The 23,891-nt window shown below is 44.8% G+C and carries 23 protein-coding genes and 1 pseudogene; 10 read left to right on the top strand and 14 right to left on the bottom strand.

Features of this window, described 5'->3' with window-relative positions; genetic code table 11:
• Positions 1–13 precede the first annotated feature (13 nt).
• The 3 genes from ABTQ23_RS07610 to ABTQ23_RS07600 form a co-directional block, all read right to left on the bottom strand.
• On the bottom strand, positions 14–1,369 hold the full coding sequence (locus ABTQ23_RS07610) for an MATE family efflux transporter (protein WP_408615088.1): 1,356 nt from the start codon (positions 1,367–1,369) through the stop codon (positions 14–16).
• A gap of 291 nt (positions 1,370–1,660) precedes the next feature.
• Positions 1,661–3,613 (bottom strand): oxidoreductase, encoded by a 1,953-nt coding sequence (locus ABTQ23_RS07605; RefSeq protein ID WP_408615087.1) that lies wholly within the window; start codon positions 3,611–3,613, stop codon positions 1,661–1,663.
• 28 nt (positions 3,614–3,641) lie between these two features.
• On the bottom strand, positions 3,642–4,880 hold the full coding sequence (locus ABTQ23_RS07600; RefSeq protein WP_408615086.1) for an L-lactate MFS transporter: 1,239 nt from the start codon (positions 4,878–4,880) through the stop codon (positions 3,642–3,644).
• A gap of 171 nt (positions 4,881–5,051) precedes the next feature.
• Here ABTQ23_RS07600 and ABTQ23_RS07595 point away from each other — a divergent pair, with 171 nt between their 5' ends.
• Positions 5,052–5,615 carry a PadR family transcriptional regulator gene (locus ABTQ23_RS07595; RefSeq protein WP_408615085.1) on the top strand — a complete coding sequence of 188 codons (564 nt, stop codon included), beginning with the start codon at positions 5,052–5,054 and terminating at the stop codon, positions 5,613–5,615.
• Positions 5,616–5,647: 32 nt separating this feature from the next.
• Here ABTQ23_RS07595 and nqrM read toward each other — a convergent pair whose 3' ends face one another.
• Both nqrM and pepT read right to left on the bottom strand, forming a co-directional pair.
• Entirely contained in the window at positions 5,648–5,869 is a 222-nt protein-coding gene (gene nqrM, locus ABTQ23_RS07590; RefSeq protein ID WP_408615084.1) for a (Na+)-NQR maturation NqrM, read from the bottom strand.
• Positions 5,870–5,969: 100 nt separating this feature from the next.
• Positions 5,970–7,196 (bottom strand): peptidase T, encoded by a 1,227-nt coding sequence (pepT, locus tag ABTQ23_RS07585; protein WP_408615083.1) that lies wholly within the window; start codon positions 7,194–7,196, stop codon positions 5,970–5,972.
• Between the two features lie 397 nt (positions 7,197–7,593).
• On the opposite strand from pepT, the gene curA reads away from it, so the two are divergent.
• Complete coding sequence (curA, locus tag ABTQ23_RS07580) at positions 7,594–8,634, top strand: NADPH-dependent curcumin/dihydrocurcumin reductase (RefSeq protein ID WP_408615082.1); 1,041 nt, start codon at positions 7,594–7,596, stop codon at positions 8,632–8,634.
• Positions 8,635–8,758: 124 nt separating this feature from the next.
• The gene (locus ABTQ23_RS07575; RefSeq protein ID WP_408615081.1) at positions 8,759–9,898 is read left to right on the top strand and encodes an esterase-like activity of phytase family protein; all 1,140 of its coding nucleotides are present in this window, start codon (positions 8,759–8,761) and stop codon (positions 9,896–9,898) included.
• Here ABTQ23_RS07575 and ABTQ23_RS07570 read toward each other — a convergent pair.
• Together ABTQ23_RS07570 and ABTQ23_RS07565 are read right to left on the bottom strand one after the other, a co-directional pair.
• Positions 9,895–10,620, bottom strand: coding sequence for a glycerophosphodiester phosphodiesterase family protein (locus tag ABTQ23_RS07570; protein ID WP_408615080.1), 726 nt, complete (start codon positions 10,618–10,620; stop codon positions 9,895–9,897). The two genes, ABTQ23_RS07575 and ABTQ23_RS07570, sit on opposite strands and share 4 nt — an antisense overlap.
• 133 nt (positions 10,621–10,753) lie before the next feature.
• Positions 10,754–12,952, bottom strand: a complete 2,199-nt coding sequence (locus ABTQ23_RS07565; protein ID WP_408615079.1) for a hypothetical protein — start codon at positions 12,950–12,952, stop codon at positions 10,754–10,756.
• A gap of 473 nt (positions 12,953–13,425) precedes the next feature.
• On the opposite strand from ABTQ23_RS07565, the gene ugpB reads away from it, so the two are divergent.
• Genes ugpB through ugpC form a run of 4 tightly spaced genes read left to right on the top strand, consistent with a single transcriptional unit; the run spans position 13,426 to position 17,578 of the window.
• Positions 13,426–14,730 carry a sn-glycerol-3-phosphate ABC transporter substrate-binding protein UgpB gene (gene ugpB, locus ABTQ23_RS07560; protein ID WP_408615078.1) on the top strand — a complete coding sequence of 435 codons (1,305 nt, stop codon included), beginning with the start codon at positions 13,426–13,428 and terminating at the stop codon, positions 14,728–14,730.
• A gap of 52 nt (positions 14,731–14,782) precedes the next feature.
• A complete protein-coding gene (gene ugpA / locus ABTQ23_RS07555; RefSeq protein WP_408615269.1) occupies positions 14,783–15,667 on the top strand; it encodes a sn-glycerol-3-phosphate ABC transporter permease UgpA in 885 nt (294 codons plus the stop codon).
• Positions 15,667–16,512, top strand: coding sequence for a sn-glycerol-3-phosphate ABC transporter permease UgpE (gene ugpE / locus ABTQ23_RS07550; protein ID WP_408615077.1), 846 nt, complete (start codon positions 15,667–15,669; stop codon positions 16,510–16,512). The genes ugpA and ugpE overlap by 1 nt, the downstream gene beginning before the upstream one ends.
• Before the next feature lie 4 nt (positions 16,513–16,516).
• Positions 16,517–17,578 (top strand): sn-glycerol-3-phosphate ABC transporter ATP-binding protein UgpC, encoded by a 1,062-nt coding sequence (gene ugpC / locus ABTQ23_RS07545; RefSeq protein ID WP_408615076.1) that lies wholly within the window; start codon positions 16,517–16,519, stop codon positions 17,576–17,578.
• 13 nt (positions 17,579–17,591) lie between these two features.
• Here the strand turns inward: ugpC and thiM are convergent, their stop codons facing one another.
• Complete coding sequence (gene thiM / locus ABTQ23_RS07540; RefSeq protein WP_408615075.1) at positions 17,592–18,407, bottom strand: hydroxyethylthiazole kinase; 816 nt, start codon at positions 18,405–18,407, stop codon at positions 17,592–17,594.
• Between the two features lie 19 nt (positions 18,408–18,426).
• Positions 18,427–19,233 carry a Cof-type HAD-IIB family hydrolase gene (locus tag ABTQ23_RS07535; protein WP_408615073.1) on the bottom strand — a complete coding sequence of 269 codons (807 nt, stop codon included), beginning with the start codon at positions 19,231–19,233 and terminating at the stop codon, positions 18,427–18,429.
• A 412-nt stretch (positions 19,234–19,645) separates the two neighbouring features.
• Between ABTQ23_RS07535 and ABTQ23_RS07530 the strand changes: the two are divergent.
• Positions 19,646–19,864: pseudogene (locus tag ABTQ23_RS07530) on the top strand (integrase core domain-containing protein); the annotation flags it as partial.
• Between the two features lie 187 nt (positions 19,865–20,051).
• On the opposite strand, the gene ABTQ23_RS07525 reads toward ABTQ23_RS07530, so the two are convergent.
• The 4 genes from ABTQ23_RS07525 to ABTQ23_RS07510 form a co-directional block, all read right to left on the bottom strand.
• Positions 20,052–20,990, bottom strand: a complete 939-nt coding sequence (locus tag ABTQ23_RS07525) for an alpha/beta fold hydrolase (protein WP_408615071.1) — start codon at positions 20,988–20,990, stop codon at positions 20,052–20,054.
• Positions 20,990–21,445: a DUF2214 family protein gene (locus tag ABTQ23_RS07520; RefSeq protein WP_408615069.1), complete on the bottom strand. Its 456-nt coding sequence runs from the start codon at positions 21,443–21,445 to the stop codon at positions 20,990–20,992. The genes ABTQ23_RS07525 and ABTQ23_RS07520 overlap by 1 nt, the downstream gene beginning before the upstream one ends.
• 71 nt (positions 21,446–21,516) lie before the next feature.
• Positions 21,517–21,831, bottom strand: coding sequence for a hypothetical protein (locus ABTQ23_RS07515; protein WP_408615068.1), 315 nt, complete (start codon positions 21,829–21,831; stop codon positions 21,517–21,519).
• Between the two features lie 5 nt (positions 21,832–21,836).
• Positions 21,837–22,160, bottom strand: a complete 324-nt coding sequence (locus ABTQ23_RS07510) for a DUF1820 family protein (protein WP_408615067.1) — start codon at positions 22,158–22,160, stop codon at positions 21,837–21,839.
• Positions 22,161–22,583: 423 nt separating this feature from the next.
• On the opposite strand from ABTQ23_RS07510, the gene ABTQ23_RS07505 reads away from it, so the two are divergent.
• Both ABTQ23_RS07505 and ABTQ23_RS07500 read left to right on the top strand, forming a co-directional pair.
• Positions 22,584–23,027 carry an Rrf2 family transcriptional regulator gene (locus tag ABTQ23_RS07505; RefSeq protein WP_408615066.1) on the top strand — a complete coding sequence of 148 codons (444 nt, stop codon included), beginning with the start codon at positions 22,584–22,586 and terminating at the stop codon, positions 23,025–23,027.
• A complete protein-coding gene (locus tag ABTQ23_RS07500; RefSeq protein ID WP_408615065.1) occupies positions 23,008–23,379 on the top strand; it encodes a SirB2 family protein in 372 nt (123 codons plus the stop codon). Before ABTQ23_RS07505 ends, ABTQ23_RS07500 begins: the two co-directional genes overlap by 20 nt.
• A 156-nt stretch (positions 23,380–23,535) precedes the next feature.
• On the opposite strand, the gene ABTQ23_RS07495 is transcribed toward ABTQ23_RS07500, so the two are convergent.
• Positions 23,536–23,862, bottom strand: coding sequence for a glycosyltransferase (locus ABTQ23_RS07495; protein ID WP_408615268.1), 327 nt, complete (start codon positions 23,860–23,862; stop codon positions 23,536–23,538).
• Between the last annotated feature and the right edge of the window lie 29 nt (positions 23,863–23,891).

Below are 23,891 nucleotides of genomic sequence, written 5' to 3'. Positions count from 1 at the left end.
TCGGCCCTTTTCGTTATTGGGTCGCCGCATTCGCTGGGATGGAATGCGTTAGCTTGTTAAGCGTTTTTACGTAGATAGCGTAAGCTGCAATTCCTGCGAGTAAATTACCGACCAGCGCGCCAAAAAAGGCTCCATACAACTCACCCAGATACGCGCCCACCCACAGACACGGCAGATAGAAGACAAACAACCGCAGTATCGAAATGATCAGCGCCACATATGATTTACCCAGAGCATTGGCAACTGACACCATGATCATACAGGTGCCGAGCAAACCAAAGCTAAACGGCACGATTAACAGATAGTTATGCAAAATCTGCGCGACAGTTTCAGCGCTTGTCATCACCTGAGTTAAGAGCGGCGCGATGGCAAAAGTGATCAGCGCTATCAGCAGTTGAAATCCCAGTACGAAAATGACGGCACAATGAACCAAAGCGCGGATATCTGCTATTTTACGTTGTCCGAGCAAACGCGAGACAAATGGTGGCAGCGACATGGTGAGCGCCAAAATTGCTACAATAGAAAATAGCTCATAGCGAGCACCTAGTGCCCATGCGGCAACCGCTGCAGTGCCATAAGAGGCCAGCAATTTAGTCGCCAGCATTGACGATATTGATGGCATCAATTGGCTTAGCATAGCCGGGCCCATGATATGTAAAATATCGAGTAAACTGCGTTTGATATTTAGATCGTGCCAATCAAACAATACCCAATGTTGAGCCAATATTTTGGGAGCAACAATGGCAATTCCAATCGCAAAAGCGATGATGGTAGCGATGGCTGCGCCGTTAATGCCCAGATGAAATACGAAGATAAACAGCGGATCTAATGCCAGATTTAATAAGCTGGTTAATACCATCACCAGACCGGGTAACTTCGTGTTCCCATTGGCTCGGCTCACGCTGTAGAGAAAATAGATAAAGGCGCTAAGCCAGACACTGCCAAGCCACCAAAGCCAGTAGCTATCGACGATACTTTCGACCGAATGGTCTGCTCCAAGGAGCGGTAAAATCACACCTCGAAGAAAGTAAATCACCACACAAATCAGCGCCATTCCCGCGCCGCCCATGGTGACAATCAATGCTCCGAGTTGCTTGGCATAACGCTGTTGATGGGCGCCTAATGCTTTGGCAATGACAGCCGTTGTAGCAATCCCAAGCCCTACTTGTAAGCCAATCATCACCATTTGCACAGGCATGGTAAAACCTTGAACCGCTAGCGGAACAACGCCAAGCTGACCAATAAAAGCACTGTCTATCAGCTGGAAGCTCATCAGTGCGAGTACGCCGAAGATCATCGGCCAGGTCATGCGGTAAAGCTGTTTCGCTAAATGATTCATTCTAGATTGTGTCTCTATCTTTAAATTCATTAAGTTGTGAAATTTTGAACTGAGAAGTGCGTGTTCGGTGCGGATTGATATTCATCTATACAATAAAGCACCAGATTGAGTGAATATCTATCGGTCCATCATTGTTGAATGCGCGGTATCATACATGGATTATCAGTTTGGATAAACACCCTCAGAATGTTCGGTTTACACATAAATTGAAGTGACTGATGCAGCGACAGTTTTAGTCATCTAACCGTATTGTGTTTTAGACATAAAAAAATCCGACATCATAAGCTGATATCGGATTTAACATATTAAGTTTAAAAAGCGTTAGATATCCATCGCAGCGTGGTGACCTTGGTAAACAGCGGTGGTAATGGTTGAGACTTTCACACAATCACCAATTTGGGACACGAGCGGTGCGCTGTCCCATAACTCATCGACTGCGCTACGCCGTGAGCGCTGGCCCAGTGCGCAGATAATCTGCTCACCAGTTAAATCGACTACATTTCCTTGCTCATCTTCACAACGAATACCGTGTGCTGAGATCTCAACTGCTTTGTGATCTTTAAGCACTTCGATTTTCTGGCGCTCAATTTCAGCTAAAAGCAGCGGCCGATGACGAATATTCGCATCAGGAGAGAGCTCATCATTCATCTCTACAAGTTTCACATGTTTATGTTTTCTTGCCAGATGAATAGCCGCTTCACAGCCAGCGAGGCCACCACCGAGTACGATGATGTCATTGCCTAATTCATCTTGATTGTGATGATGAAGGTCGGTGATTTGAATCACGTTGTCACCATCAATGCCTTTAATCGGTGGCACAAATGGCGCAGAGCCAACAGCGATGATAATTACATCGGCACCAACGGCATCGGCGTATGCTTTATCAACACGAGTATTGAGGCGGATTTCAACGCCTGCTTCTTGGCATAATTTGCCAAGCGTAATACCCAGCTGATACATCTCTTGTTTAAATGAAATCGCTTGTTCACCAACTAAAATGCCACCCACTTCATTGTGTTGTTCGCACAGAATTACTTGATGGCCTCGTTTGGCTGCGGTCAGAGCTGCGCGAAGTCCACCCGGGCCTGCACCGACAACCAGTACTTTTTTACTCTGGGCTGCTGGCAAAATTTCCATGCCATCTAATTCTCGGCCAATGATCGGGTTAACAGTGCAGCGGCGAGTTGAAGTTGTGGCACGCTCAGCCATACAGGTGTAGCAACGTAAACAGCGAACGATGTGATCGTCCTGATTGAGCATCACTTTTTTCGGCAGTTCAGGGTCGGCTAAAAGTGCCCGAGCCATTTCAACAATGTCCGCTTTGCCTGATGCGATAATCTCTTCCATCTGCGCGGGATCGTTTAATCCGCCAATGGTCGCAACTGGCACACTGACATGTTTTTTAATCTCAGCGGCTAGATAGACGTTGCTGCCGTGTGGTAAGAACATGGATGGGTGAGTGACCCCAAAACCGCGTTGATAGGTCCCCGCGGATACATGCAAAAGGTCGATGCGACTTTCAAGCAGTTTGGCAATTTCTACCCCTTCGTTTAAATCGTATCCGCCATCAAAAAGCTCCGAACCACTTAAGCGAAATTCAATTGGGAAACCAGGGCCAACGGCTTTGCGCACACTGTCGAGAACTTCTTGGGCAAAACGAACACGGTTTTCTAAGCTGCCGCCATAACGGTCAGTTCGTTTATTAAAGTAAGGGGATAAGAACTGGTTGACGAGCCAGCCATGGCCACCGTGGACCATGACCATCTCAAATCCCGCTTTTTTCGCAAGTGCTGCTTTTTCACCATAAGCCGCTACGATTTCAGAAATCAGCTCTTCGGTTAGTTGGTGAACTGCTCGGCCATCAGCGCGCACCGTTTCGCTAGGTCCCCACTGGTATAGGCCATCTTTTTTATCTTTGTCGGTGAGATAAGTTCCGGCGTATTGTCCTGAGTGTGAAAGCTCGACGCTGGCAATTGCACCATGGCGACGAATCGCATCGGCGGTGTAAGTGAAACTTGCCAGCGACCCTGGAGTTTGTAAGTCCAGGTGGTACATATGTGAGCCTTCGGTTTTAGGATGAACCACCAACTCACTGACCGTCACATTTGCAACGCCACCTTTGGCCCGATACTCGTAAAAAGCTGTGGACGCTGGACCAATATTGCAGTCAGCAGTGATGTCGGTTCCTCCCATGGGGGCACCAAACATACGGTTACGAAAATAAACGTTACCAATTCGTATTGGGCGGGTGAGGTGAGGATATTTCCTGTTCATAATCTACTTCCAAATTTTTAACAAAAAACTATTGAGTCACCGCGTTACGGTTGGTAACGCGATAAGCAAATGTTGAGAGCAAGCCGACGATGCAAAAGCCGATACCAATTAAGAAAGCACCTTTGTAGCTTGCTGTGGCGTGATAAACATGGCCCATGATGGTTGGTCCGACATAGCCTGCGATAGCAAAGCCGCAGAACATAATGCCGAAGTTCACGCTGTTATTTTTTGCGCCAAATTGATCGGCGGTCAGCCCTGGGAAGACGCCCATGAATGCACCAAAACAGATGCCGATAATCGCGATGCTGATATAGAAGACTTTGGTATCACCAACGCCGGCTCCATAAAGAAGGTACAAACCGATGATGGATAATACGCAGGCCATTGCCAGAGTATTCACGCGGCCAAATTTGTCAGATAAAAATCCTGCAACCACACGGCCCAGCACATTAAATAGCGCCAGTGTTGAAACGGCTGCAGTGGCTTCAAGCGTGCTCATGCCAATCAGTTTTTGGGCCAGAGGAGCCGCCATTGCGATACACATTAATCCAGCAACCGCGCCGCAAGTTAAGAGGATCATCAATAGATAAAATACTGGGGATTTGAGCATCTCTAACCAGTTTTTATCTGCGCCACGATGAGCTGATTGAATGTTATGGGGCTGCCAGCCAGCGGGTTTGAAATCAGCTGGGCATTTGGTAATGAACAGTGCACAAATACAGACAATCAGTAAAAATGCCAGACCAATAATTTTAAATGAAGCGATGACGCCTAGGTTTTCCGTAATGGCTGAAGCAATCGGCGGAATAATCACCGAACTAATGCCAAAGAGTGCGGTTGTTAATCCACCAACCAGGCCTCGTTTATCGGGAAAGAATTTAATGGAGGTGCTGATAGTTGAGCCATAAACCATTCCCAAACCTAAGCCTGTGAGCAGTCCGTATGCCCAGACCAGTTGCGATACAGATGTGGCAAAACCGCACAAAATCATGCCGCCACCGAACATCAGTCCGCCAACAAAAATTACGACTTTCGGGCCAAAGGCATCATTAATTTTGCCGCCGGTGATCATCGTAATTGGGCCAACTGAGTTACAAACAATAAATACAATCGCTAAGTCAGATGCGCTAATGGCAGTGCCATTAAGCTGCTGTAAGTAATGCGCCATTGGCGCGGCAAACACGCTCCAGGCATACATTGAGCCGATGCATAAATTGATAAAGCAGCAGGCGAGTAAGACCAGCCAGCGTTTTTTTGAATAGTCCATATTGCTCCCAAAAATTTAATTAAATATAAAACTGTTCATTGAAATTATGCTTTTCAAATATATGTAAATGTTGACATGTTTTAGTTGTCATATTCTTTGTCTCAAATCATGTTCACTGTTGGTATCTTTTTAGGCGTGATATTCTCAATAAAAATTTGTGACAGAATCGATATGGCTACACGTGTTCTTAAATATGCAATTTTGGGGTTATTAAGCCGACGTCCGATGACGGGCTATGATTTGTGGAAGGAATTTGACTATGAATTAGCCGAATTCTGGCACGCTAAACATAGTCAGATCTACACCGAACTGAAAAAGCTTCATGACGAAGGTGATGTTACTTTTGATATTGAAATCAGTGGTGATGTCTTGGAGAAAAAACAGTATCAGCTGACTGAAAAAGGAAAAGAGGAATTTTTAAACTGGCTGGATACTGAAGAGCCGATTGCTCGAACGGCAAAAGATGTGTTTCGAGTCCGAATGTATTTTTGTAACAACTTGCCGCTATCTGAGCGCATTCATCTGCTGGAACACCAAAAAGCCCAGCATGTAAAACGCCTTACCACGCTAAAGACTACCTTTAAACAGTATGAAGGCCAAGACGTACCTGATTATCAAAGTGACCGCTTTGGTGATTTTATTTTGCTTGAAAGCGCTATCATCCGCGAAGAAGGGATTATTAAATGGATGAACCGCTGTATTAATTATTGTCAGGCTGCGAGCAAGCAAGAATAGATTGGCTAGCTAACATGCCGCCAATCGTTTGATTATTGGTTCGATTGAATCTCTTTTGCCTGTTCTGGCTCTTCAATTTGATAAAGTTTTGCATGTTCTTCACAGGGTGTTTCGCAATCGCAAACTCTATCAATCCCAATGCTGGATAATCCCCCGCAGCTGCCTTGGATGGGCTTGCGGTGGGCGAGCACACCAAGCGATAGCAGCAAAGAGATAATTAAAAACAGCGCAAATGCTAACAAGAAAACAGCCATCTTTTCTCCTTAAACCAACTAGAGTGACCTCTTGTTAGAATATGCCGATTGCGCCGTGTTGCCCAGTAAAGCGGGTAAAAAATAGCCCGATTTAATTTCGCTATTTGGCTGATTGGGCCGTCAATTGCACAATTTTTACTATCACATCAACAGCTTTTTGCATCGAGTTAATACTGATACATTCATGGATGCCGTGGAAATTATAGCCCCCAGTGAATATGTTCGGGCACGGCAGTCCCATATAGGATAAGCGCGCGCCATCTGTGCCACCACGAATCGGGGTGATGATTGGCTCAACGCCTGCTTCGTGCATCGCTTGTTTGGCTATCTCGATGATATGCGGGTGCGGGGCTATTTGCTCAGCCATATTGGCGTAGCTATCGGTTATTTCAACTTCCACATGTCCTTTGCTTAAGCGTGCATTTAATGCCTCAACTTGGCTTTTTATAAACGCTTTGCGCCGAGCCATGCCGTCTTTTTCAAAGTCACGCAAAATATAGTGCAGCTGCGTACGAGCAATCCCAGGTTTGATGGTGGTGAGATGATAAAATCCTTCACGGCCTTCGGTGGCTTCTGGCGTTTCATCTTGTGGCATCATCAGTTGGAATTGAGCGGCAATGTTCATTGCGTTGACCAGCGTGTCTTTGGCCGTTCCCGGATGAACGCTGACACCATGGCAAATGACTGTGGCGCTGGAGGCGTTAAAGTTTTCATACTCCAGCTCACCGACTTTGCCACCATCGATGGTGTAAGCCCACTGGGCACCAAATTTTTTCACATCAAATTTATCGGCGCCCCGACCAATCTCTTCATCTGGGGTGATACCAACACAGATATCACCATGTGGAATTTCTGGGTGTTCAATTAAATAAGCCAGCGCGGTAAAAATTTCGGCAATGCCGGCTTTGTCATCGGCACCTAATAGGGTTGTGCCATCTGTGGTAATAAGGTCGTGGCCGATTAAGCCATTTAAAAATGGATATTGGGTTGGGCTTAACTTCTCACCACTTTGCCCCAGAGTAATGTCGCCGCCAGGATAGTTTTCAACGATTTGTGCTTTGACATTGTGGGCTGTTTCATCAAGTGCGGTATCCATATGAGAGATAAAACCGATGGTTGGGACCCCATTGGTATTGCCAGGCAGGCGCGCCATCAGATAGCCATTTTCATCCAGTGAAACATCAGCGAGCCCCATGGCAACAAGCTCATCTTTTAATTGCTGGCCTAAAACTAATTGTCCTGCGGTGCTGGGACATTGTGAGGATTCGTTGTCAGATTGAGTCTCGATGGCAACATAACTTAAAAAGCGTTCAACTAACTTATTCATAGCTCACCTTGAGTGTCTTTGTGGCGCTGAAAAGACGAATGATAAAACATCAGCGACAAGGCTCTATTATCCATGATTTTACCATTAGAACCTACTTTGCTCTTATTGCATTTAGCAGGTGATGGGTAAGCATAAGTAGTGCCTGCGCTCGATAATAATATGATGTAGCGCAATAGAGACTGTAAATAATCTCAATACAAACCAATCAATTAGTAATTGCACAACCCTTTTAAAGATGGTGCTGAGTATTTAAAAAACAGATTGGCGTTTTTCAACCATAACCAATGGATGCTTTAGATTTACGAAATGGTCGTTGAAGATAACCGCTCAAGCTAGCTACAATGTTAAAAGTCTAGACGATTGGTCTAAAATCTTATCGATTCAGCGGGAGTCTCTAATGAGCCAACGTAGTGATATAAATCGTCAGTGGTTACTTGCCTCAAGGCCACATGGTGAACCAAGCCAAGATAATTTCAAATGGGTGGAACAGCCCATCCCCTCGATTGCCCAAGGGCAGGTGTTGTTACGCACTGTGTATTTGTCTTTAGACCCATATATGCGTGGCCGGATGAGTGATGCCGAATCTTATGCTGAACCTGTTGAACTAGGCCAGGTTATGGTCGGTGGCACGGTCAGCCGTGTGGTGCAATCTCTGCATCCTGATTTTGCAATTGGTGATTGGGTATTGAGTTATAACGGTTGGCAAGACTACAGCATCAGTGATGGCACAGGAATTGTTGCTCTTGGGCGCGAACCTAAACAGCTCTCTTATGCCCTTGGAGTGGCGGGAATGCCTGGCTTTACAGCCTACATGGGGCTTACGGATATCGGTCAACCCAAAGCTGGTGAAACGCTCGTAGTGGCCGCTGCCAGTGGTCCTGTCGGTGGCACCGTGGGACAGATTGGTAAGTTAAAAGGTTGCCGTGTCGTTGGTGTTGCTGGTGGCCAGGAAAAATGCGCCCATGTGACAGAGAATTTGGGCTTTGATGTTTGTCTTGATCACCATCAGGATGATTTTGCCGAGCAACTGGCCAAGGCGTGTCCGGATGGCATTGATATCTATTTTGAGAATGTCGGTGGGAAGGTTTTTGATGCGGTGTTGCCGCTATTAAATACCTCGGCACGAATTCCTGTGTGTGGTTTGGTATCGCAATATAACGCAACTGAACTGCCCGATGGACCGGATCGTTTGCCATTATTGGCGGGAACGCTTTTGAAAAAACGCGCCAGAATGCAGGGATTTATTATCTTTAACGATTATGGCGAGCATTTTGGTGAGTTTCGCGAGCAGATGAACAAGTGGTTAGCGCAAGGGCAAATCCATTATAAAGAACAGCGAGTTGAAGGTTTTGAAAATGCACCGAATATGCTCAAAGCGCTGCTACAGGGACGTAATTTCGGTAAGTTGGTAATAGAAGTTGGTCCTAGCGATCTTTAAGTGAATCTTGTCTGAGCTTTTTGCTGCATCACAACTTAATGCGTGTTAAATATTATCTTTTATGTCATTAAGTTGCCATCTGCAGGAATTAACTTACCTGCAGATGGATACTCTAGAGGTGGTTATGCAAAAAAGAGTGCTGGCGGCGTTGTTTTCTGGTTGTTTGCTCACAGCAAGTCATATAGCGATGGCAGCATCTGCCGCGTCTGATAGTTATCCCATTAAACAGCTCGTTTATATCGGCCAGAGCATCTTAGCTAATTCCACCGAGTTTGATCATGTGCCAGTTGGAGGCTTATCTGGAATCGACTATGACAATCAGCATCATCGCTGGTTAATGGTTAGCGATGATAGAGCGGTGAAAGGCCCGGCGCGAGCCTATTGGGCATCGATGAGTGTGACCGATAATAAGGTCGGCGAGATGCACATTACGCAGCAAATTAACTTGAAACAAATGGATGGTTCGCTCTATCCGAATGTGGCGACGTTTATGTTAAAGGGCAAAGGCGCGGTGCCCGATTTAGAATCCATTCGATTAACGCCCGATAAAAAGGCGATTCGTTACACCAGCGAAGGCGATCGCAAAATCGGGTTAAACCCGTTTATTCGCCAAGCGAAGCTCAATGGCGATTATGTTGCAGATATCGCGATTGCCAATGTTATTAAGCTGCAAAAAAATCGTGGTTTTCGCGATAATTTAGCCCTTGAAGGCAGCAGCTTCACCCCAGATGGTCAGCACTATTTTATCTCGGTCGAGGCGCCGCTTTTGCAAGATGACCCTCTTCCTAATACCCACCATGGTGCCCGCATTCGGCTCTTTGAATACAATCATGACAATAAGCTGGAAAAAAGCTCTATTTATCGAGTGGACCCGTGGCCTGCAGCACCTGGCAAAGGGAAAAATGCTGATAATGGTGTTTCAGAAATACTCGCCATTGATAACCATCACCTGCTGGTGCTAGAGCGCTCTGGGATTGAAAATGATAAGGGTGTTTATCATGATTACATTCGTATTTATCAGGTTGATTTAACTCATGCGCCAACGGTTGATGAGAACAAAGCTGCACTGTCAAAAGATGATAAAGCGGTGCACAAAAAGTTGTTATTAGACCTTAACTCATTGCCAGTGCGACTTGATAATATTGAGGGCATCAGTTTTGGCCCGACGCTTAAAGATGGCTCGCAGTCGCTGGTGGTGATTTCAGATAACAATTTTAATGATTCCGAAATCACCCAGCTGTTAGCGTTTAAAGTGCGTCGCTAACGTTTAGTTGTATTAGCGTAAAGCTGAGCTTTGTCGCTAATGACCATATCAACACCCCAATCCCACTGCTCATCCACTTGTCTAGGGTCGTTAGGCGTATAGGTGTATAGCTCATATCCGGCTTGTTTAATTGCCTGAGCGGTGGCTTTGTCTAATTTTTTATAATTGCAGTGGACGCTAAAAGCATCGATTTGAGATAACTGCTGAGCCCAATTGGCTGGAATATCATCCCAGAGATGGCCTCGGCGAATATTTGGTAAAAGGCGTTTTAAGTGCACTAGAGCTTCATGCTCAAAGCTTGAAAAAATGAGTCGATCTGGCGCAAAGTGCTGGAATACGATGGTTTTTGCAACAATCTCACAGAGCGTTTGAATATCATCTTGCGGGTAGAGTTTGAGCTCAAGATTCAGGCTTAAATTATATGTTTGACAGGCGCTGAGCAGCTGCGTAAGTGATGGGATTTTTTCATCTTTAAATTTAGCGTCAAACCAACTGCCAAAATCCAGCTCTTGCAACTGCTGCCAGCTTAATTGGCGCACTTGCTGCGCGCCATTACTGCAACGTTTTACCGTTTCATCATGAATGATGACCGGCACATGATCTGCGCTGAGTTGAACGTCAAATTCAACCCAGCCAATGTGGTTTAACGCTGCCAGACGAGCGCCAGAGAGTGTATTTTCCGGGGCAAGTGATGCCAGTCCCCGGTGTCCTGCTAATCGCATTTAAGACCTCCAATCGCGGTAATATTGTCACTAAGCCGCTCAAGATTAGGCGAGAAATATGTCAATTCAGTGACACGACTGAGTTTGCATGAACATGATACGCCTGCACTTATCTAGCTTAAAATTCATTTACCTAAAACTGACATGCTTTGGTTTTCTCACTTTGTTGACCATCGCGATTAAATTCTTTAAAGCAGATACGTTTGCCTTTTTTGTACAAAATTTCATAGTGGCTTTGTGTCGAGCCCTGATAATAAACGGTTTCGACCCCATCTTTTTTAACATGGGCGTAATCGGGCACTGTTTTTCCCGCGACCTTTTTAGTGCGCATCGCGATGAGATAGGTTTCGCGATAGAGTTGGCCATTTTGATAGATTCGATCTGCCAGACGGCCATCGAGCATCACATCGCGAGATTTTACTTTCTGAGCGAGCTGGTTTTGACACAGATAACTTACTAACGCTGTGTTATCAAAATGCTTCTGACATTTTTTCACCCCGTTGGGGAAAAATTCTTGGTTATCGCCAAACAGATGCCCAGGTTTGCAGCCTTCATCGGTGTTTAAATCGCAATAGTGGCGGTGTTGTTCAATTGCGCCAGCTTCGTTGAAATCAAATGAATCACCCACAGGCGCACCTTTTTCATAGTTGCGTTTGGCTGTAAGTTTGCCTGTTTTTGCCGAAAACCAAAGCGTTTCTCCCTGATTTTCAGAGTCGGTGCGGTAGCGGTTAATTTGAAAACTTTCAATGCGTTTTAAATTGCCATCTCTATCAAAGAGAATTTGTCTGTCTGTTTTGTAGTTATAAGTAAAATGCTCGACTTTGTACAAAGAGCCATCTTTATTAAACGAAATACGCATGCCATTTTTAAACGTTTCCCATTTATTGCCTGATTGGCGCGCTTTGTAATGGGTAATTTGCTGCAATTGGCGATGTTCCTCGTCGGTATTGTAATAGCGATAAGCGGCGCCATTAAGCTTGCCATGCTGATAGGTTTGAACTGCTTTGAGGTTGCCATTTGGGTAGTAATAACGGCTTGCTCCTTGCTGGTAGCCATCTTTATAAAGCGCTTTGCGAATGAGTGTGCCATCTTGGGAAAAAGTCTGTTGCAGACCATCTTTTAGCCCATTTAAATAGTGGCTTTTAAGTTGGTTTGCATTTTCTTGCTCGAGCCAATCGCCTATCTTTTTACCTTGTTGATAACGTCCTTTGCTTAGCATGATGGTCGGTTTGGTATCACTATTTGAATGCTCGGCTTGATAATCGATTCTGCGCCGTTCGTAGTCACCATCTAGTATGCCATCTTTGTAGTTGGCAAAACCTAAGAGCTGAACTGAATCATCGGCTGCAAATAACTGCCATTTACCTTGGCGCTTACCATGCTGATATTGCCCTTTCCAATAACCATCTTGGCCATTAGCTTCTTGCCATTGGCCCTGCTGTTGGCCGTTCACATATTGACCGCTATCAAGCAAGATGCCTTGGCGCGGTGAAAATGTCTGATAGTTACCATCGAGCTGATTATTTTTATAATGGGCTACTTGCACAATGGCGGCAAAAGATGGTGAACCCAGTGCATAATCATATTGGGAGCCACTGCGGTTGCCATCTTTGTCTTGATAGCCGACCCTGTCTATCATAAAGCTCGGCTGCTCGTTGTTTGCAGTTGCATAATCGCTGCGATCAAAGTGGGCGGTTAGCTGATACTTTTTGGCTTTCGTGAGCCAAACTGGATAGCTGAGCGTATAACTTTCTGCTTGTTCGCTGGAGCGAGTCTTTTTGCCGTTTTTATTCAGATAGCCGCTAAAAACCGGCGTTTTAGATAGTTTGTTTTCGACCAATTTTTTTATCATCTCATCTTTAATCGTACGGCTGTCATAATCGATGAGGTATTGGGCAAGCGGAAGATGCGTTAGTTGTTGGCGAAGCGTCGCAACGGTGAATGATTTAGCTTGAGCCACTAATTGATTCAATTGTGGCTGAATATTGGTAATGGCCTGCCAGTAACCCGTGCGCCAGCCGTAGCTATAAAGTGCTTTGCCTTTTGGCGTGTTGAGCATCACGAGGACTTCGTCGCGCTCGTCGCCATCGAGATCTTGATAAAACACCGCTACAACTTTGCTCTTATTACCGTATGTTGCGATTTTGCGGCCCTTGAGTCCATTGATGTGGGCTTCAATTCCTTGCTCGGTTTGATAAAAAGCTAATTGCCCCTGGTGATCGTCAGGTAATGATAGGGGGCCGTGAATAAGCTGTGCGGCGCTTGCCGAGAGCATGCTAAGAGGCAACAGTACTGCAGTGGTAAGCAGTGATAGAACCACTTGCTGTTTCATAAAAGATCCTTGAGTTTGGCAGGGAAATCCAATTTAAATGCAAGTTGATAATTCTAACGATAATGAGGGGTAAATTAAATATTTGCTCTGTTTTTTATTATTATCTGACTTATTAATTTGTAATATTTTGTATTTATTAAATATCTTTGATTTGTGCGGGGAGTTTTCTAACTATTTACTGGCTGTGTTGAGCTGGTTTAGCGGCTATTTATCTTAAATTTAACCAAATCCTGTTATTTATTTGGAAAAGAGGGCATATCAATGATTTTGCTGTCATTCAATCTTCGCCCTTTGGTGCTCTTCATTTAGGTGATGAGTATGTCAATTCAGTGACAATTTGCCCGATTGTGTTCAATGACATATTTGCGCAATGTTAACGTCATATAACTGTCACTTCAGTCCTTTAGTTTAAACATAATTGGCACATTTTGTTTTTGTTTGACAAACAATTATTGGATTGGAGTGAATGGGTTATGAAATTGGCTAAATGGGGACTATGCGTCGCTTGCTCCTTGCTGGCAATGCAGGCGCAAGCCGCAACTGAGATCCAGTGGTGGCATGCTATGGGGGGCAGTTTAGGTAAAAAAGTCGATGAAATCGCTGCTGATTTTAATAAAAGTCAGAATGAATATGTGATTAAACCCGTTTATAAAGGCAGCTACTCGGATACGATGACCTCTGCTATCGCGGCGTTTCGGGCGCACAAGCAACCTGCCATTGTTCAGGTCTACGAGGTGGGTACCGCGACCATGATGGCGGCAAAAAAAGCGATTTATCCCGTTTATCAACTGATGCATGACACCCAAGAGCCATTTAACCCAGATGCCTATTTGGCTGCGATCACCGGTTATTATACCGACAGCGATAACCATATGCTGTCACTGCCATTTAATAGCTCAACGCCAGTGCTTTATTACAACAAAACATTGTTTGACAAAGCTGGGATTAAAAATCCACCAAAAACCTGGGAACAGATGCCTGCCGTTGCTGAAAAATTACGTGAAGCAGGTGTTAAATGCGGCTTTACTACGGGGTGGCAATCTTGGGTTCAGCTAGAAAACTTTGCGGCTCGGCATAACTTACCATTTGCCAGCGAAGAAGACGGCTTTGCGGGAACTAATGTCAAACTTCTGTTTAACACCAAGCCTTTTATTCAACATATATCGACTCTGGCAAAATGGACTAAAAACGGCACCTTTACCTACGGTGGTCGCCAGTCCGACTCAGCCCAGCTGTTTTATAGTGGCCAGTGTGCGATGTATACCGGTTCATCCGCAAGCTATGCGGGCGTAAAAGATAACATTAAAGGCGGGAAATTTGGCGTATCGCCACTGCCTTACAACAAATCACTGATTCAACGGCCACAAAACACCATCATCGGTGGTGCTTCTTTATGGGTCTTGCGTGGTAAATCAGACGCAACTTATAAAGGGGTCGCTGAATTCTTCCATTATCTATCAAGTGCCAAAGTTCAGGCTGACTGGCATCAGTTCACCGGTTATCTGCCCATTACCAAAGCGGCTTATCAATTAACCAAAGAACAGGGTTTTTATCAGAGTCATCCGGGGACGGATGTTGCGGTGCGACAGATGAGCTCTGTTAAGCCAACTGTGAACTCCAAAGGCTTGCGTTTGGGTAATTTCCCGCAGATCCGTGATGTGATCAACAGCGAGCTGGAAAATGTCTGGTCAGGTAAGAAAACCGCGAAACAGGCGCTAGATAGCGCGGTGAAACGTGGCAATAAACTGCTGGCGCAATTTCACCAGATGAATGGGTAATGATAGGTGATTAATGAAGGCCCGTCGTGATGGCGGGCTTTGCGGTTTAATTATGGTCAATAATAAAGTTTATTTTAAAGGTTGGTTTTTACCGGCGCTGTTATTAACTCCGCAGTTGCTGGTTACCGCTATATTTTTTATCTGGCCGGCGGTGCAGGCAATGTACCAATCAACGCAGATGCAAGATGCTTTTGGCGTCTCAACTGTCTTTGTGGGCTGGAAAAATTTTAGTAATTTATTTCACGATACGCACTATTATCAGTCGATTTTTACCACGCTTGAATTTAGCTTTTTAGTGGCTTTGTTAGCACTTGCCATCGCGCTGTATTTGGCCTGCCAGGCCGATAAAATCATGAAAGGTAAGTATTGGTATCAAACGCTTTTAATTTGGCCATATGCCATTGCCCCGGTTGTTGCTGGAGTGATGTGGTTGTTTTTGCTCAAACCACATGTCGGCATTATTGGTCATCTGCTCAACGAAGTTGGAATCGACTGGAATCCTCATATACATGAAAGCGATGCCATGTGGATGGTGGTCATCGCCGCGACCTGGAAACAGGTCAGTTATAACTTTTTATTCTTTTTAGCTGGTTTGCAATCTATTCCGCGCTCGTTGATTGAAGCTGCGGCAATTGATGGCGCAGGTCCCGTGCGCCGATTCTGGAATATTGTCTTCCCACTATTATCGCCAACCAGCTTTTTTTTATTAGTCATGAATCTGGTTTATGCCTTCTTTGATACGTTTGGTGTGATTGACGCGATGACGCAAGGTGGACCGGGTAGCGCTACCAATACGCTGGTTTATAAAGTTTTTTCTGATGGTTATGTGGGCCTTGATTTAGGTTCATCAGCTGCACAATCAGTAGTGTTAATGCTGTTGGTCGCCGGTTTAACGGTTTTGCAATTTAAATATGTTGAGAAAAAGGTGGCGTACTAATGGTTGAGCGCAAACCTCTAGCGAGCTTTTTCGGCCATTTGAGCCTAATTATTGGCGTTGTGGTGGTTGCATTTCCCGTCTGGATAGCATTGGTGATAGCAACCCATGATAACCACACGTTTATGTCTGGGGTGACTCCGCTGTGGTTTGGTAAAGAGGGGCTTAAAGTCTTTGCTATGCTGTTTAATGGCAGCGCCGCTACTGGCGGGGTCAGTGTTGCTCACATGCTCTATAACTCAGCGCTCATGGCGTTGGGAATTACCTTTGGCAAAATCGCTATCTCGATTTTATCTGCTTATGCGGTGGTGTTTTTTCGTTTTCCTGGCCGAATGGTCGCTTTTTGGGCCATCTTTATGACATTGATGCTGCCTGTTGAAGTGCGCATTATGCCGACCTTTCAGGTGATTGCTGATCTTCATATGCTCAACTCTTATCAAGGGCTGATTATCCCAATGATCGCCAGCGCGACCGCAACGTTCTTATTTCGGCAGTTTTTCTTAACCATTCCGAATGAGCTGGTTGAAGCGGCTCGAATCGATGGCGCGGGGCCGCTTAAATTCTTCTGGGATATTTTATTGCCGCTCTCGCGCACCAACATTGCCGCGCTGTTTGTTATCACCTTTATCTATGGCTGGAATCAGTATTTATGGCCATTAATGATCACCACCGATGCCCAATACACCACGATTGTGGTTGCGATAAAGCATTTGCTTGCCGTGCCAGAGGGCGAGGTGATGTGGAATCAGGTGATGGCGACGACCGTTTTGGCGATGCTGCCGCCAGTGATTGTCATTATTGTAATGCAGCGCTTTTTTGTGAAAGGCCTTGTCGAGTCGGAGAAATAAGTTCATGGCAACAGTTAGTTTAAATCATTTAACCAAAACCTATCCGAACGGTTATCAGGCTATTAAAGGGATTAATCTGGATATTGCTGACGGTGAGATGGTGGTGCTCGTCGGCCCCAGTGGCTGCGGAAAATCAACCTTGCTAAGAATGTTAGCCGGGTTAGAAACAATTAGTAGCGGAGATTTGCGCATCGATGCGACTCGGGTTAACGAGGTTGAACCTGGCGCGCGCGATATCGCCATGGTGTTTCAAAATTATGCGCTTTACCCACATATGAGCGTGTTTAATAACATGGCTTATGGGCTGAAAAATCGAAAAGTCCCGAAGGCTCAAATTAAGCAAAAAGTTGTTGAGGCAGCCCAATTATTGGAGCTTGAACCACTTTTGGAGCGCACTCCGCGTGAGCTCTCGGGCGGCCAGCGGCAGCGCGTTGCAATGGGCCGAGCGATTGTCCGCCAGCCTAAAGTGTTCCTCTTTGATGAGCCGTTGTCGAACTTAGATGCGAAGCTGCGTGTGCACATGCGTTTGGAAATTCGGCGATTGCAACGACGCTTTAATACCACCTCGGTTTATGTCACTCATGACCAAGTTGAAGCGATGACGCTAGCCGACCGGCTGGTGGTGCTCGATGCCGGCCATGTTGAGCAGGTCGGCACGCCGATTGAAGTCTATCAGAATCCGAAAAGTGTGTTTGTCGCGACATTTATTGGCTCTCCTGCGATGAATATTATTCCTGGGAAAGTTGAAAAAGGGATTATGACACTGCCCGGCGGTCAGCAATTAGCTTTGGCTGAGCGCTATTGGAATCAGTTTGGCATGTTGCAATTAGGCATTCGCCCAGAAGATATTGAATTGGCAAAACCCTATTCAGGTCTTGAGCTGGTGGTCAAATTAATTGAGCCATTGGGCGCTGATACGCTGGTTTATACAACGCTTGCCAATAGCGATCATGAAGTGGTGCTGCGTTTAAATGGACATCAGCAGTATCAGCCCGAGCAATCGCTGTTCGTCGATTTTGCTCAATCACTGCGGCATCTCTTTAATAAAGAAAATCAGCGCATTTAGTGCTGCAAGTTTTCTATAATGCCGGAGCTTTAAAGTGCTGAATATTTAGGTTGGCTTTGAGCGTTTCTTCATCCATCTGATAAAGCTCATCGATTAAGTGTTGCTGCAGTGACGCAGGCCCTTTGGAGTATTTAGCCGCGAGTTCTCCGGCGATACTCATCACTGCCGCAGCGCTAATACAACCGGCGGGATGAACGGCGCGAAAGGCGCCAGTAAGTGCACTCAAACTACAGCCGGTGCCAGTGATTTGCGTCATCAACGGCACGCCATTGCTCAGCTTATAGCGATTAAAACCACAGTCTATCCAGTCATCCGCACCTGAGATGGATATCTCCAGCAGCGCTTTGTCGGTCAACTGCTGGCGCAATGTTGCACAGGCTTTGAGAGCTTCGCGGCTGTCATCATGGCTATCGACCCCTTGTCCATGACGAGGTAAGCCAGCTAGCGCTAAGATTTCTGAAGCATTGGCACGAATGACCAAGTGCTTCGCTAATTGAGCAAATTGCTGTGCGGTTTGGGTGCGATAACGACTGGCGCCACATCCTACCGGATCGAGCACAATGAGCTTGTCAAATCGGTTCGCCGCTTCAATTGCAACGAGCATGCGCTTGACGCGTAGCTCATCCAGTGTGCCGATGTTAATTACAACAGCCTGCGCAACTTGGATAAGCTCGACAAGCTCGTGACGGCTGTGAGCCATGATTGGTGAAGCCCCGCAAGCCAGTAGCATATTGGCACTAATGTTCATGACCACATCATTGGTGAGATTCACAACCAGCGGCGAGCGCTGGCGAACCTGGCGAATATTCTCGGCAATTTCATCAATCATTGAGCGTATTGAAACCTTGTTATTGAGCTAACTGCTCGGCAAATGCTTGGCTGAGATAATCAGCGACGCCATCGTGGTCGTTATCAATTGTTTGCGGATTATCCGGCAGTTGCGATTTAAGACGGCGGTCAGCATTGGCCATGATGACACCCGTTTTGGCCATCTCTAACATCTCTTTGTCATTTAAACCATCGCCAAAGGCGATGACATCATCCGAGGTCAAACTGAGCCGCTCTAAGACATTTTGCAAAGCGGTGCCTTTGTTAACATCTTGGCCCATGACTTCTAAACAAGTTGGCAGTGAGAAAGTGATATTTAAATTTGTGCCGTAACGCTCGACCAGAACGCGCTCAAGCACATTGAGCTCATCAGGGTCGCCAATAAAGAGCATTTTACTTATGCCTGTGCGGGTCACTTTGGCAAAATCGGTGCGGGTATAGCTAAAGCCTGAAACGTTGGTATAACTTAATACCCGCTCGTTATCCGCTTCGACAAACCAGTTGTCATCGTGGTAGAGGTTACGATAAAAAGTGCATCCCTCGGTCAGACGTAAAATGTCATCCACCGCGGTTGGCGGTACATCTCGCTGCATGATTTTTTCACCTTCTGAGGTGTGCACACGCGCACCGTTAGAGGTGATTAAATACATGGGAAACGGAAAATCTTTGGCGATTCGATGGACATCGCGATAGTGGCGGCCTGTTGCGATAAGAATATGCACTTGGTGCTGTTGAATGCGCGTGAGAATATCAGCAGTATGCGTAGAGATTTGGTGGTTGCGGTTTAATAACGTGCCATCCAAATCAGAGGCTATCAGTCGGTACATCGGTCACTATCCTTCGTTATATTTTTCATTATGGTATCAGGGACTGTTAAGCTTTGGCGGTTTAATTTTGTTCAAATTAAACATATTTTGGACACGGTGCAACTTGAGTCGCTTTGAGTTAAGCAAACAGGGCATAACGTTCGCCTTACCTAAATCCCTCTCAGATTAGTGCAAAACTAACCACTAAAGTGTCGTCGGACCATAAAGTTTGATCATTTTTGAGATTCTTTACGACTACCAGATTTGGTGAATTGATAGCAAACATTGAGCAATATCTAGCTCAGTTTTGGACAGAAATGAGCCAGCGGATTTTCCAAATTAGAAAATCATGGATAACTACAGGTATGGAAAGTCGCTTGGTTTTGTGTCCTGTCTATATGGTACCGTTCAAAGAACGGAGGGTTGTTTGAGTGAACCTCAACAAAACGGTTTTATCGAACGATTTAATAGCTCATTTCATTCAGGATTTCTAGATGCCTATTTATTTGAATCGTTTGGCAAATAAGAGAAATGGCATGGGTGTGACAACAGGATTACAACGAAGAACGAGACGCATGAAAGTCTTGGTTATCTGCCACCGGCGGCTCACCGAAAACAACTGGAAAACTCTACTTTAGAACTGTCTTTTTAATGGGGAAGTGGACACGCCATATTTAATTGAACACATGTTTAAGCATTAGGATAATTTGGTCAAATATTGATACAAAAGAGTACTGTGAAGAATAAAGCTAAGTAGAAAAGGGTCACAAACGACTCAGACATAATCATCATAAAACGTCAAAAATGATCAAGCTATATTAGCTGTGATCACCTGTTTTTTACCCAGCGATTTGTAGAAGGCCGAAGAACTGCTCGATTTGTTCTATGACCTCTTGGCAAATGGGTTCTTGCTCTTGAAGCAGCTCATGAAACGCACCTGTTTGTAGGTGATAACTAATTTTTGCTCCGAGGTTTTTCTGACGCTTGATAAATTTCAGCTGTGAGCGATTATCAACGATGTGATCAAGTTCTGCGGCGATAATTTTAACGGGTATCGGCAGAGCCTTTAAGTGAGCAATGGCTCTCATCGCTTTGAAGCATTCAGCTATCCAGCAGTTACTTGGCCCGCCCAGTTTTAGTGCTGGATAATACTCAAATTGCTCAAGTTGCTGTTGGTAATGACTATGGTCTTGGGTCAGCAGGTTTTCACTAAAAGGCGTTGCTTCGTAGCCTCGTTGGCCTGGCGCATAAGAGGGGATGCCAAGGCGCTTGTCTTTGCGACATAGCCGCATGACCCATATCTTCGCCTGCCACAGTGGTACCGGCTCGGTGATAATGCCAAACATAGGACTTAGTAACAGAGCTCGATGAAAATCTTGCGGAAATTGGTTTAGATAAAGTGTTCCGATAGCCCCGCCAAGAGAGTGCCCCAGTAGTGCGCGGTGTGAAAATTGGTCAAGATTTAATTGCTCAAATAGGCGTTTAACATCGTCGATATAAAATGAGAAATCTTCAACGTGGCCTAATTCTGGGTCATCACATAAGCGTTCAGAAAAGCCTTGTCCGCGATGGTCAATTGCCACCACTGCCCAACCACTATTGACAAAATGTTGCGCCAGCTGGGCGTATTTTAATCCGGTTTCACGTCGGCCAACGCAGATGAGCAGAACGTGGCGAGCATGGGTTAACGGGGTGTAACAGTAAAAGACTTTGCGCTGATTTACACCATCAAGCCAGTCATAATGCGCAAATGGAGCAGGTAGCTCGATGGCTTTCATTAGGATATCTCCGCTTTTGCTAACTCCAGTAATATTGGAATAATAATCAGGGCTGTTAACTCAAAATGAATGCAATAACTGACCCAACGCCGCTGTGAATAACTAATCAGCGAAGGGCGCTTGGCTCGTGCGGCGCGCCGCCAGCGATGAAACGTTAGCGATGGATAAAACGAGCTGATTAATATCACAATAAATAAGGTAATTTTAGCAATAAAAAAGCGGTTATGGACAAGTGCTTGGCAGGTGTCTTTATCTAAACTATGCAAGAAAATTACACCCGAAATTAGAATTAATAAAAGTGCTCCGGCATGGACTAAATCGGCAATGAGTAATTTACGCACATCGGCAGACGTCATGCCTTTGCGAAATAGAAAATTTTCCGAGCACAAAGAACCGGATAACAAAATAATCGCAATGATATGTAAACTAGCGTTCAGTGCGCTAAATAATGACATTGGCAATATTCCCTTCGCCAAAAAATCCTTAGCGAATGATAGCTTAAAAGGGCTGGAGCATGTTGTTGCAATTATTGGTTATCATGCTGATATTGCTTGATTAGTGCAAGTAGTTGCTGATATTGATTGGTAATTTCATCGACGATGACAGCGTCCATAACTTCGGCATTTGCCAATTTTTGGCAAGCTATTTCAAGTGGCTTAAAGCTTACCAAGCTGGCAATGCCGCTAAAAATGGCGCTAACCTGTGTCTTGAGCTCGCTTTGGCTACGTGCTCTGTCAAGTAACGCCAGCTCTTCATCACTGTGTTGAATAATTTCATCGAGCCAGAAGCAAAGCTTTTGTTGATGACCAAATAGTAGGATGAGCTTTTGCCAGTCAATCATCAGGCCTACTCTGGTTTGCGCGTATAAATTGGGCCTGGGAATGGTCTGACTTTATCGCTGGCATCGGTTAATTTCACCGTTCCTGGTTTATTCACCTGATCGATGCGTAAGACGTTATGCATCGGAATAAACGAGCATTCGACATCGGCGAATTCTGATTTGAGCTTTTCTTCGCTCGGGTCGACGACCACGCTTGAGTTGGTATTGAATACAAAATCACGAATTTCGACAAATCCGAACAGATTGCCCTGGCCGACCTGTTTAGCATACAGTTCGTACTGTTTGCCGTTACTAATAAACTGGATGCGGTATAAAGGTTGTTCTTTCATAGTTAAGATCTTTGCGTTACTTCTTTCGTGAATCAGCTCTAAAGTTGGGCCATTGTATCTGGCTCTGCTGCGGCTGCCAAATAAACGACTCGTTGTTATCTCAATACTGTTTAAATGGGTCCTTAATCTGATAAATCAATACTAGGGATGTTTTAAAATGATTTCAGATGATAAGAGTTCCTTTGCTTTTACTGCGTCTTGCGAAAGCGATACAAAGCATTTTCAATCAATTAACAAAACTATCACTTTTACTGCTGCTCAAATCACGGTTCGCTAAAGATGTCTTGAAAATAGCGATTTAAAATTGATGCAGATTCAGACTTCGTCAAATTGGTTCTGGTATTTTCATTGAGTACTGGAAAGTGTGGCACAAGGTTGTGAATGTTCACGCCTAGGATAGCCAAATGAACTGGGGGAGCCTCGATGCAACTTACACTTTTTACTGATTACTGTATTCGCTCACTAATTTTAGTGTCGACGCGATCACCTGATCAGCTGACGACGATCACTGAAATTGCTGATAAATATGAATTGTCTCGTAACCATGTGGTAAAAGTTGTACATCGTTTGGGACAGCTGGGTTATTTGCACACTCAGCGAGGGAAAAATGGCGGCGTTAAGTTGGCTCGCCCGGCAACAGACATTTATATCGGAACACTCATTCGTGATGTTGAACCGCATCACTCACTGATGAACTGCAGCGCACCACATTGCTGTTTGAGTCACCAGTGCCGAATGAAATCTATTCTAAGTAAAGCCATACATTTGTTTTACAACGAACTTGACCGCTATACCCTAGCCGATATCATCAAAGAACCAGAAGAAGTTTATGAGATCTTAAATATTGATGATGAGTACTTTTCATAGTTTAGTTAACATTCATATTGCCAGCGCGATTGTGAGTATCGTTGGTTTCGTTTGGCGCTGGCAGCTGGCGCTGCGCTCTTCTGCGGTACTGCAAAACAAAGCAGTGAAGATTTTACCGCATATTATCGATACGATTTTGTTAGTCAGTGGCATTTGGTTATGCGTTCTGATTGAAGAATATCCATTTGTAGAAGCTTGGTTGACCGCCAAACTTGTTTTATTGATTGTTTATATCGGTTTGGGAACGGTTGCGATTAAACGAGCTAAAAACAATCGGCAGCGCATGCTTTGCGGTATTTTGGCGATTATTGTTTTTGCGGCGATCGCCGTCATCGCTTATAGCTCTCATTAATCAGCCGCCGAGTATTGAGGTTTACTGGCTTGCTATTAAATAACCCGATGTTTGAACATCGGGTTATTTTTTATGAGTATCTAAATCACATTGTTATCGAATAATACTGTAATGACAAACCTAGTCTATTAGTTTGTTCATAAATCGACATTGAAATTACTCAATATCAATTTTAGATAATGTCTTTAAAAAAAGACTTGAGAAGTTTTCTAAAGAGGTTTTTTGAACATCTAAAGCATTTGTAATGGATATTTCTTTTCTTAAAGGTGCATCTGTAACTAACTGTTCAATCTTTTCTCGCATCATTTGGTTACTATTACAAATACACTCTTTAGATAATCCGGTAAATAGTTCGTTTGCACCTACATGTTCAGTTGTTATGATAGCGCATCCACAAGCCATAGCTTCACTGACTACTAATCCAAATTCTTCTATTCGAGCTGGATATAAAAATATATCAATAATATTATAGATATCTTCAATCTTATTTGTAATTGGAAGCTTTACTAATT

The organism is Celerinatantimonas sediminis, assembly GCF_046054195.1.
Lineage (GTDB): Bacteria > Pseudomonadota > Gammaproteobacteria > Enterobacterales > Celerinatantimonadaceae > Celerinatantimonas.
This window is presented reverse-complemented; position numbering and strand designations above follow the sequence as displayed.

What these genes read in the sequence shown, in the direction of transcription:
- thiM (WP_408615075.1), bottom strand. Translation starts at nt 18,407, where the DNA reads ATGATTGATGAAATTGCCGAGAATATTCGCCAGGTTCGCCAGCGCTCG.
- ABTQ23_RS07570 (WP_408615080.1), bottom strand. Translation starts at nt 10,620, where the DNA reads ATGCGATTAGCAGGACACCGGGGACTGGCATCACTTGCCCCGGAAAAT.
- ABTQ23_RS07510 (WP_408615067.1), bottom strand. Translation starts at nt 22,160, where the DNA reads ATGAAAGAACAACCTTTATACCGCATCCAGTTTATTAGTAACGGCAAA.
- nqrM (WP_408615084.1), bottom strand. Translation starts at nt 5,869, where the DNA reads ATGGCTGTTTTCTTGTTAGCATTTGCGCTGTTTTTAATTATCTCTTTG.
- ABTQ23_RS07565 (WP_408615079.1), bottom strand. Translation starts at nt 12,952, where the DNA reads ATGAAACAGCAAGTGGTTCTATCACTGCTTACCACTGCAGTACTGTTG.
- ABTQ23_RS07605 (WP_408615087.1), bottom strand. Translation starts at nt 3,613, where the DNA reads ATGAACAGGAAATATCCTCACCTCACCCGCCCAATACGAATTGGTAAC.
- ABTQ23_RS07520 (WP_408615069.1), bottom strand. Translation starts at nt 21,445, where the DNA reads ATGTCATTATTTAGCGCACTGAACGCTAGTTTACATATCATTGCGATT.
- ABTQ23_RS07505 (WP_408615066.1), top strand. Translation starts at nt 22,584, where the DNA reads ATGCAACTTACACTTTTTACTGATTACTGTATTCGCTCACTAATTTTA.
- ugpB (WP_408615078.1), top strand. Translation starts at nt 13,426, where the DNA reads ATGAAATTGGCTAAATGGGGACTATGCGTCGCTTGCTCCTTGCTGGCA.
- ABTQ23_RS07575 (WP_408615081.1), top strand. Translation starts at nt 8,759, where the DNA reads ATGCAAAAAAGAGTGCTGGCGGCGTTGTTTTCTGGTTGTTTGCTCACA.
- ABTQ23_RS07515 (WP_408615068.1), bottom strand. Translation starts at nt 21,831, where the DNA reads ATGATTGACTGGCAAAAGCTCATCCTACTATTTGGTCATCAACAAAAG.
- curA (WP_408615082.1), top strand. Translation starts at nt 7,594, where the DNA reads ATGAGCCAACGTAGTGATATAAATCGTCAGTGGTTACTTGCCTCAAGG.
- ABTQ23_RS07500 (WP_408615065.1), top strand. Translation starts at nt 23,008, where the DNA reads ATGATGAGTACTTTTCATAGTTTAGTTAACATTCATATTGCCAGCGCG.
- ABTQ23_RS07610 (WP_408615088.1), bottom strand. Translation starts at nt 1,369, where the DNA reads ATGAATTTAAAGATAGAGACACAATCTAGAATGAATCATTTAGCGAAA.
- pepT (WP_408615083.1), bottom strand. Translation starts at nt 7,196, where the DNA reads ATGAATAAGTTAGTTGAACGCTTTTTAAGTTATGTTGCCATCGAGACT.
- ugpE (WP_408615077.1), top strand. Translation starts at nt 15,667, where the DNA reads ATGGTTGAGCGCAAACCTCTAGCGAGCTTTTTCGGCCATTTGAGCCTA.
- ugpC (WP_408615076.1), top strand. Translation starts at nt 16,517, where the DNA reads ATGGCAACAGTTAGTTTAAATCATTTAACCAAAACCTATCCGAACGGT.
- ABTQ23_RS07595 (WP_408615085.1), top strand. Translation starts at nt 5,052, where the DNA reads ATGGCTACACGTGTTCTTAAATATGCAATTTTGGGGTTATTAAGCCGA.
- ABTQ23_RS07525 (WP_408615071.1), bottom strand. Translation starts at nt 20,990, where the DNA reads ATGAAAGCCATCGAGCTACCTGCTCCATTTGCGCATTATGACTGGCTT.
- ABTQ23_RS07535 (WP_408615073.1), bottom strand. Translation starts at nt 19,233, where the DNA reads ATGTACCGACTGATAGCCTCTGATTTGGATGGCACGTTATTAAACCGC.
- ugpA (WP_408615269.1), top strand. Translation starts at nt 14,783, where the DNA reads ATGGTCAATAATAAAGTTTATTTTAAAGGTTGGTTTTTACCGGCGCTG.
- ABTQ23_RS07600 (WP_408615086.1), bottom strand. Translation starts at nt 4,880, where the DNA reads ATGGACTATTCAAAAAAACGCTGGCTGGTCTTACTCGCCTGCTGCTTT.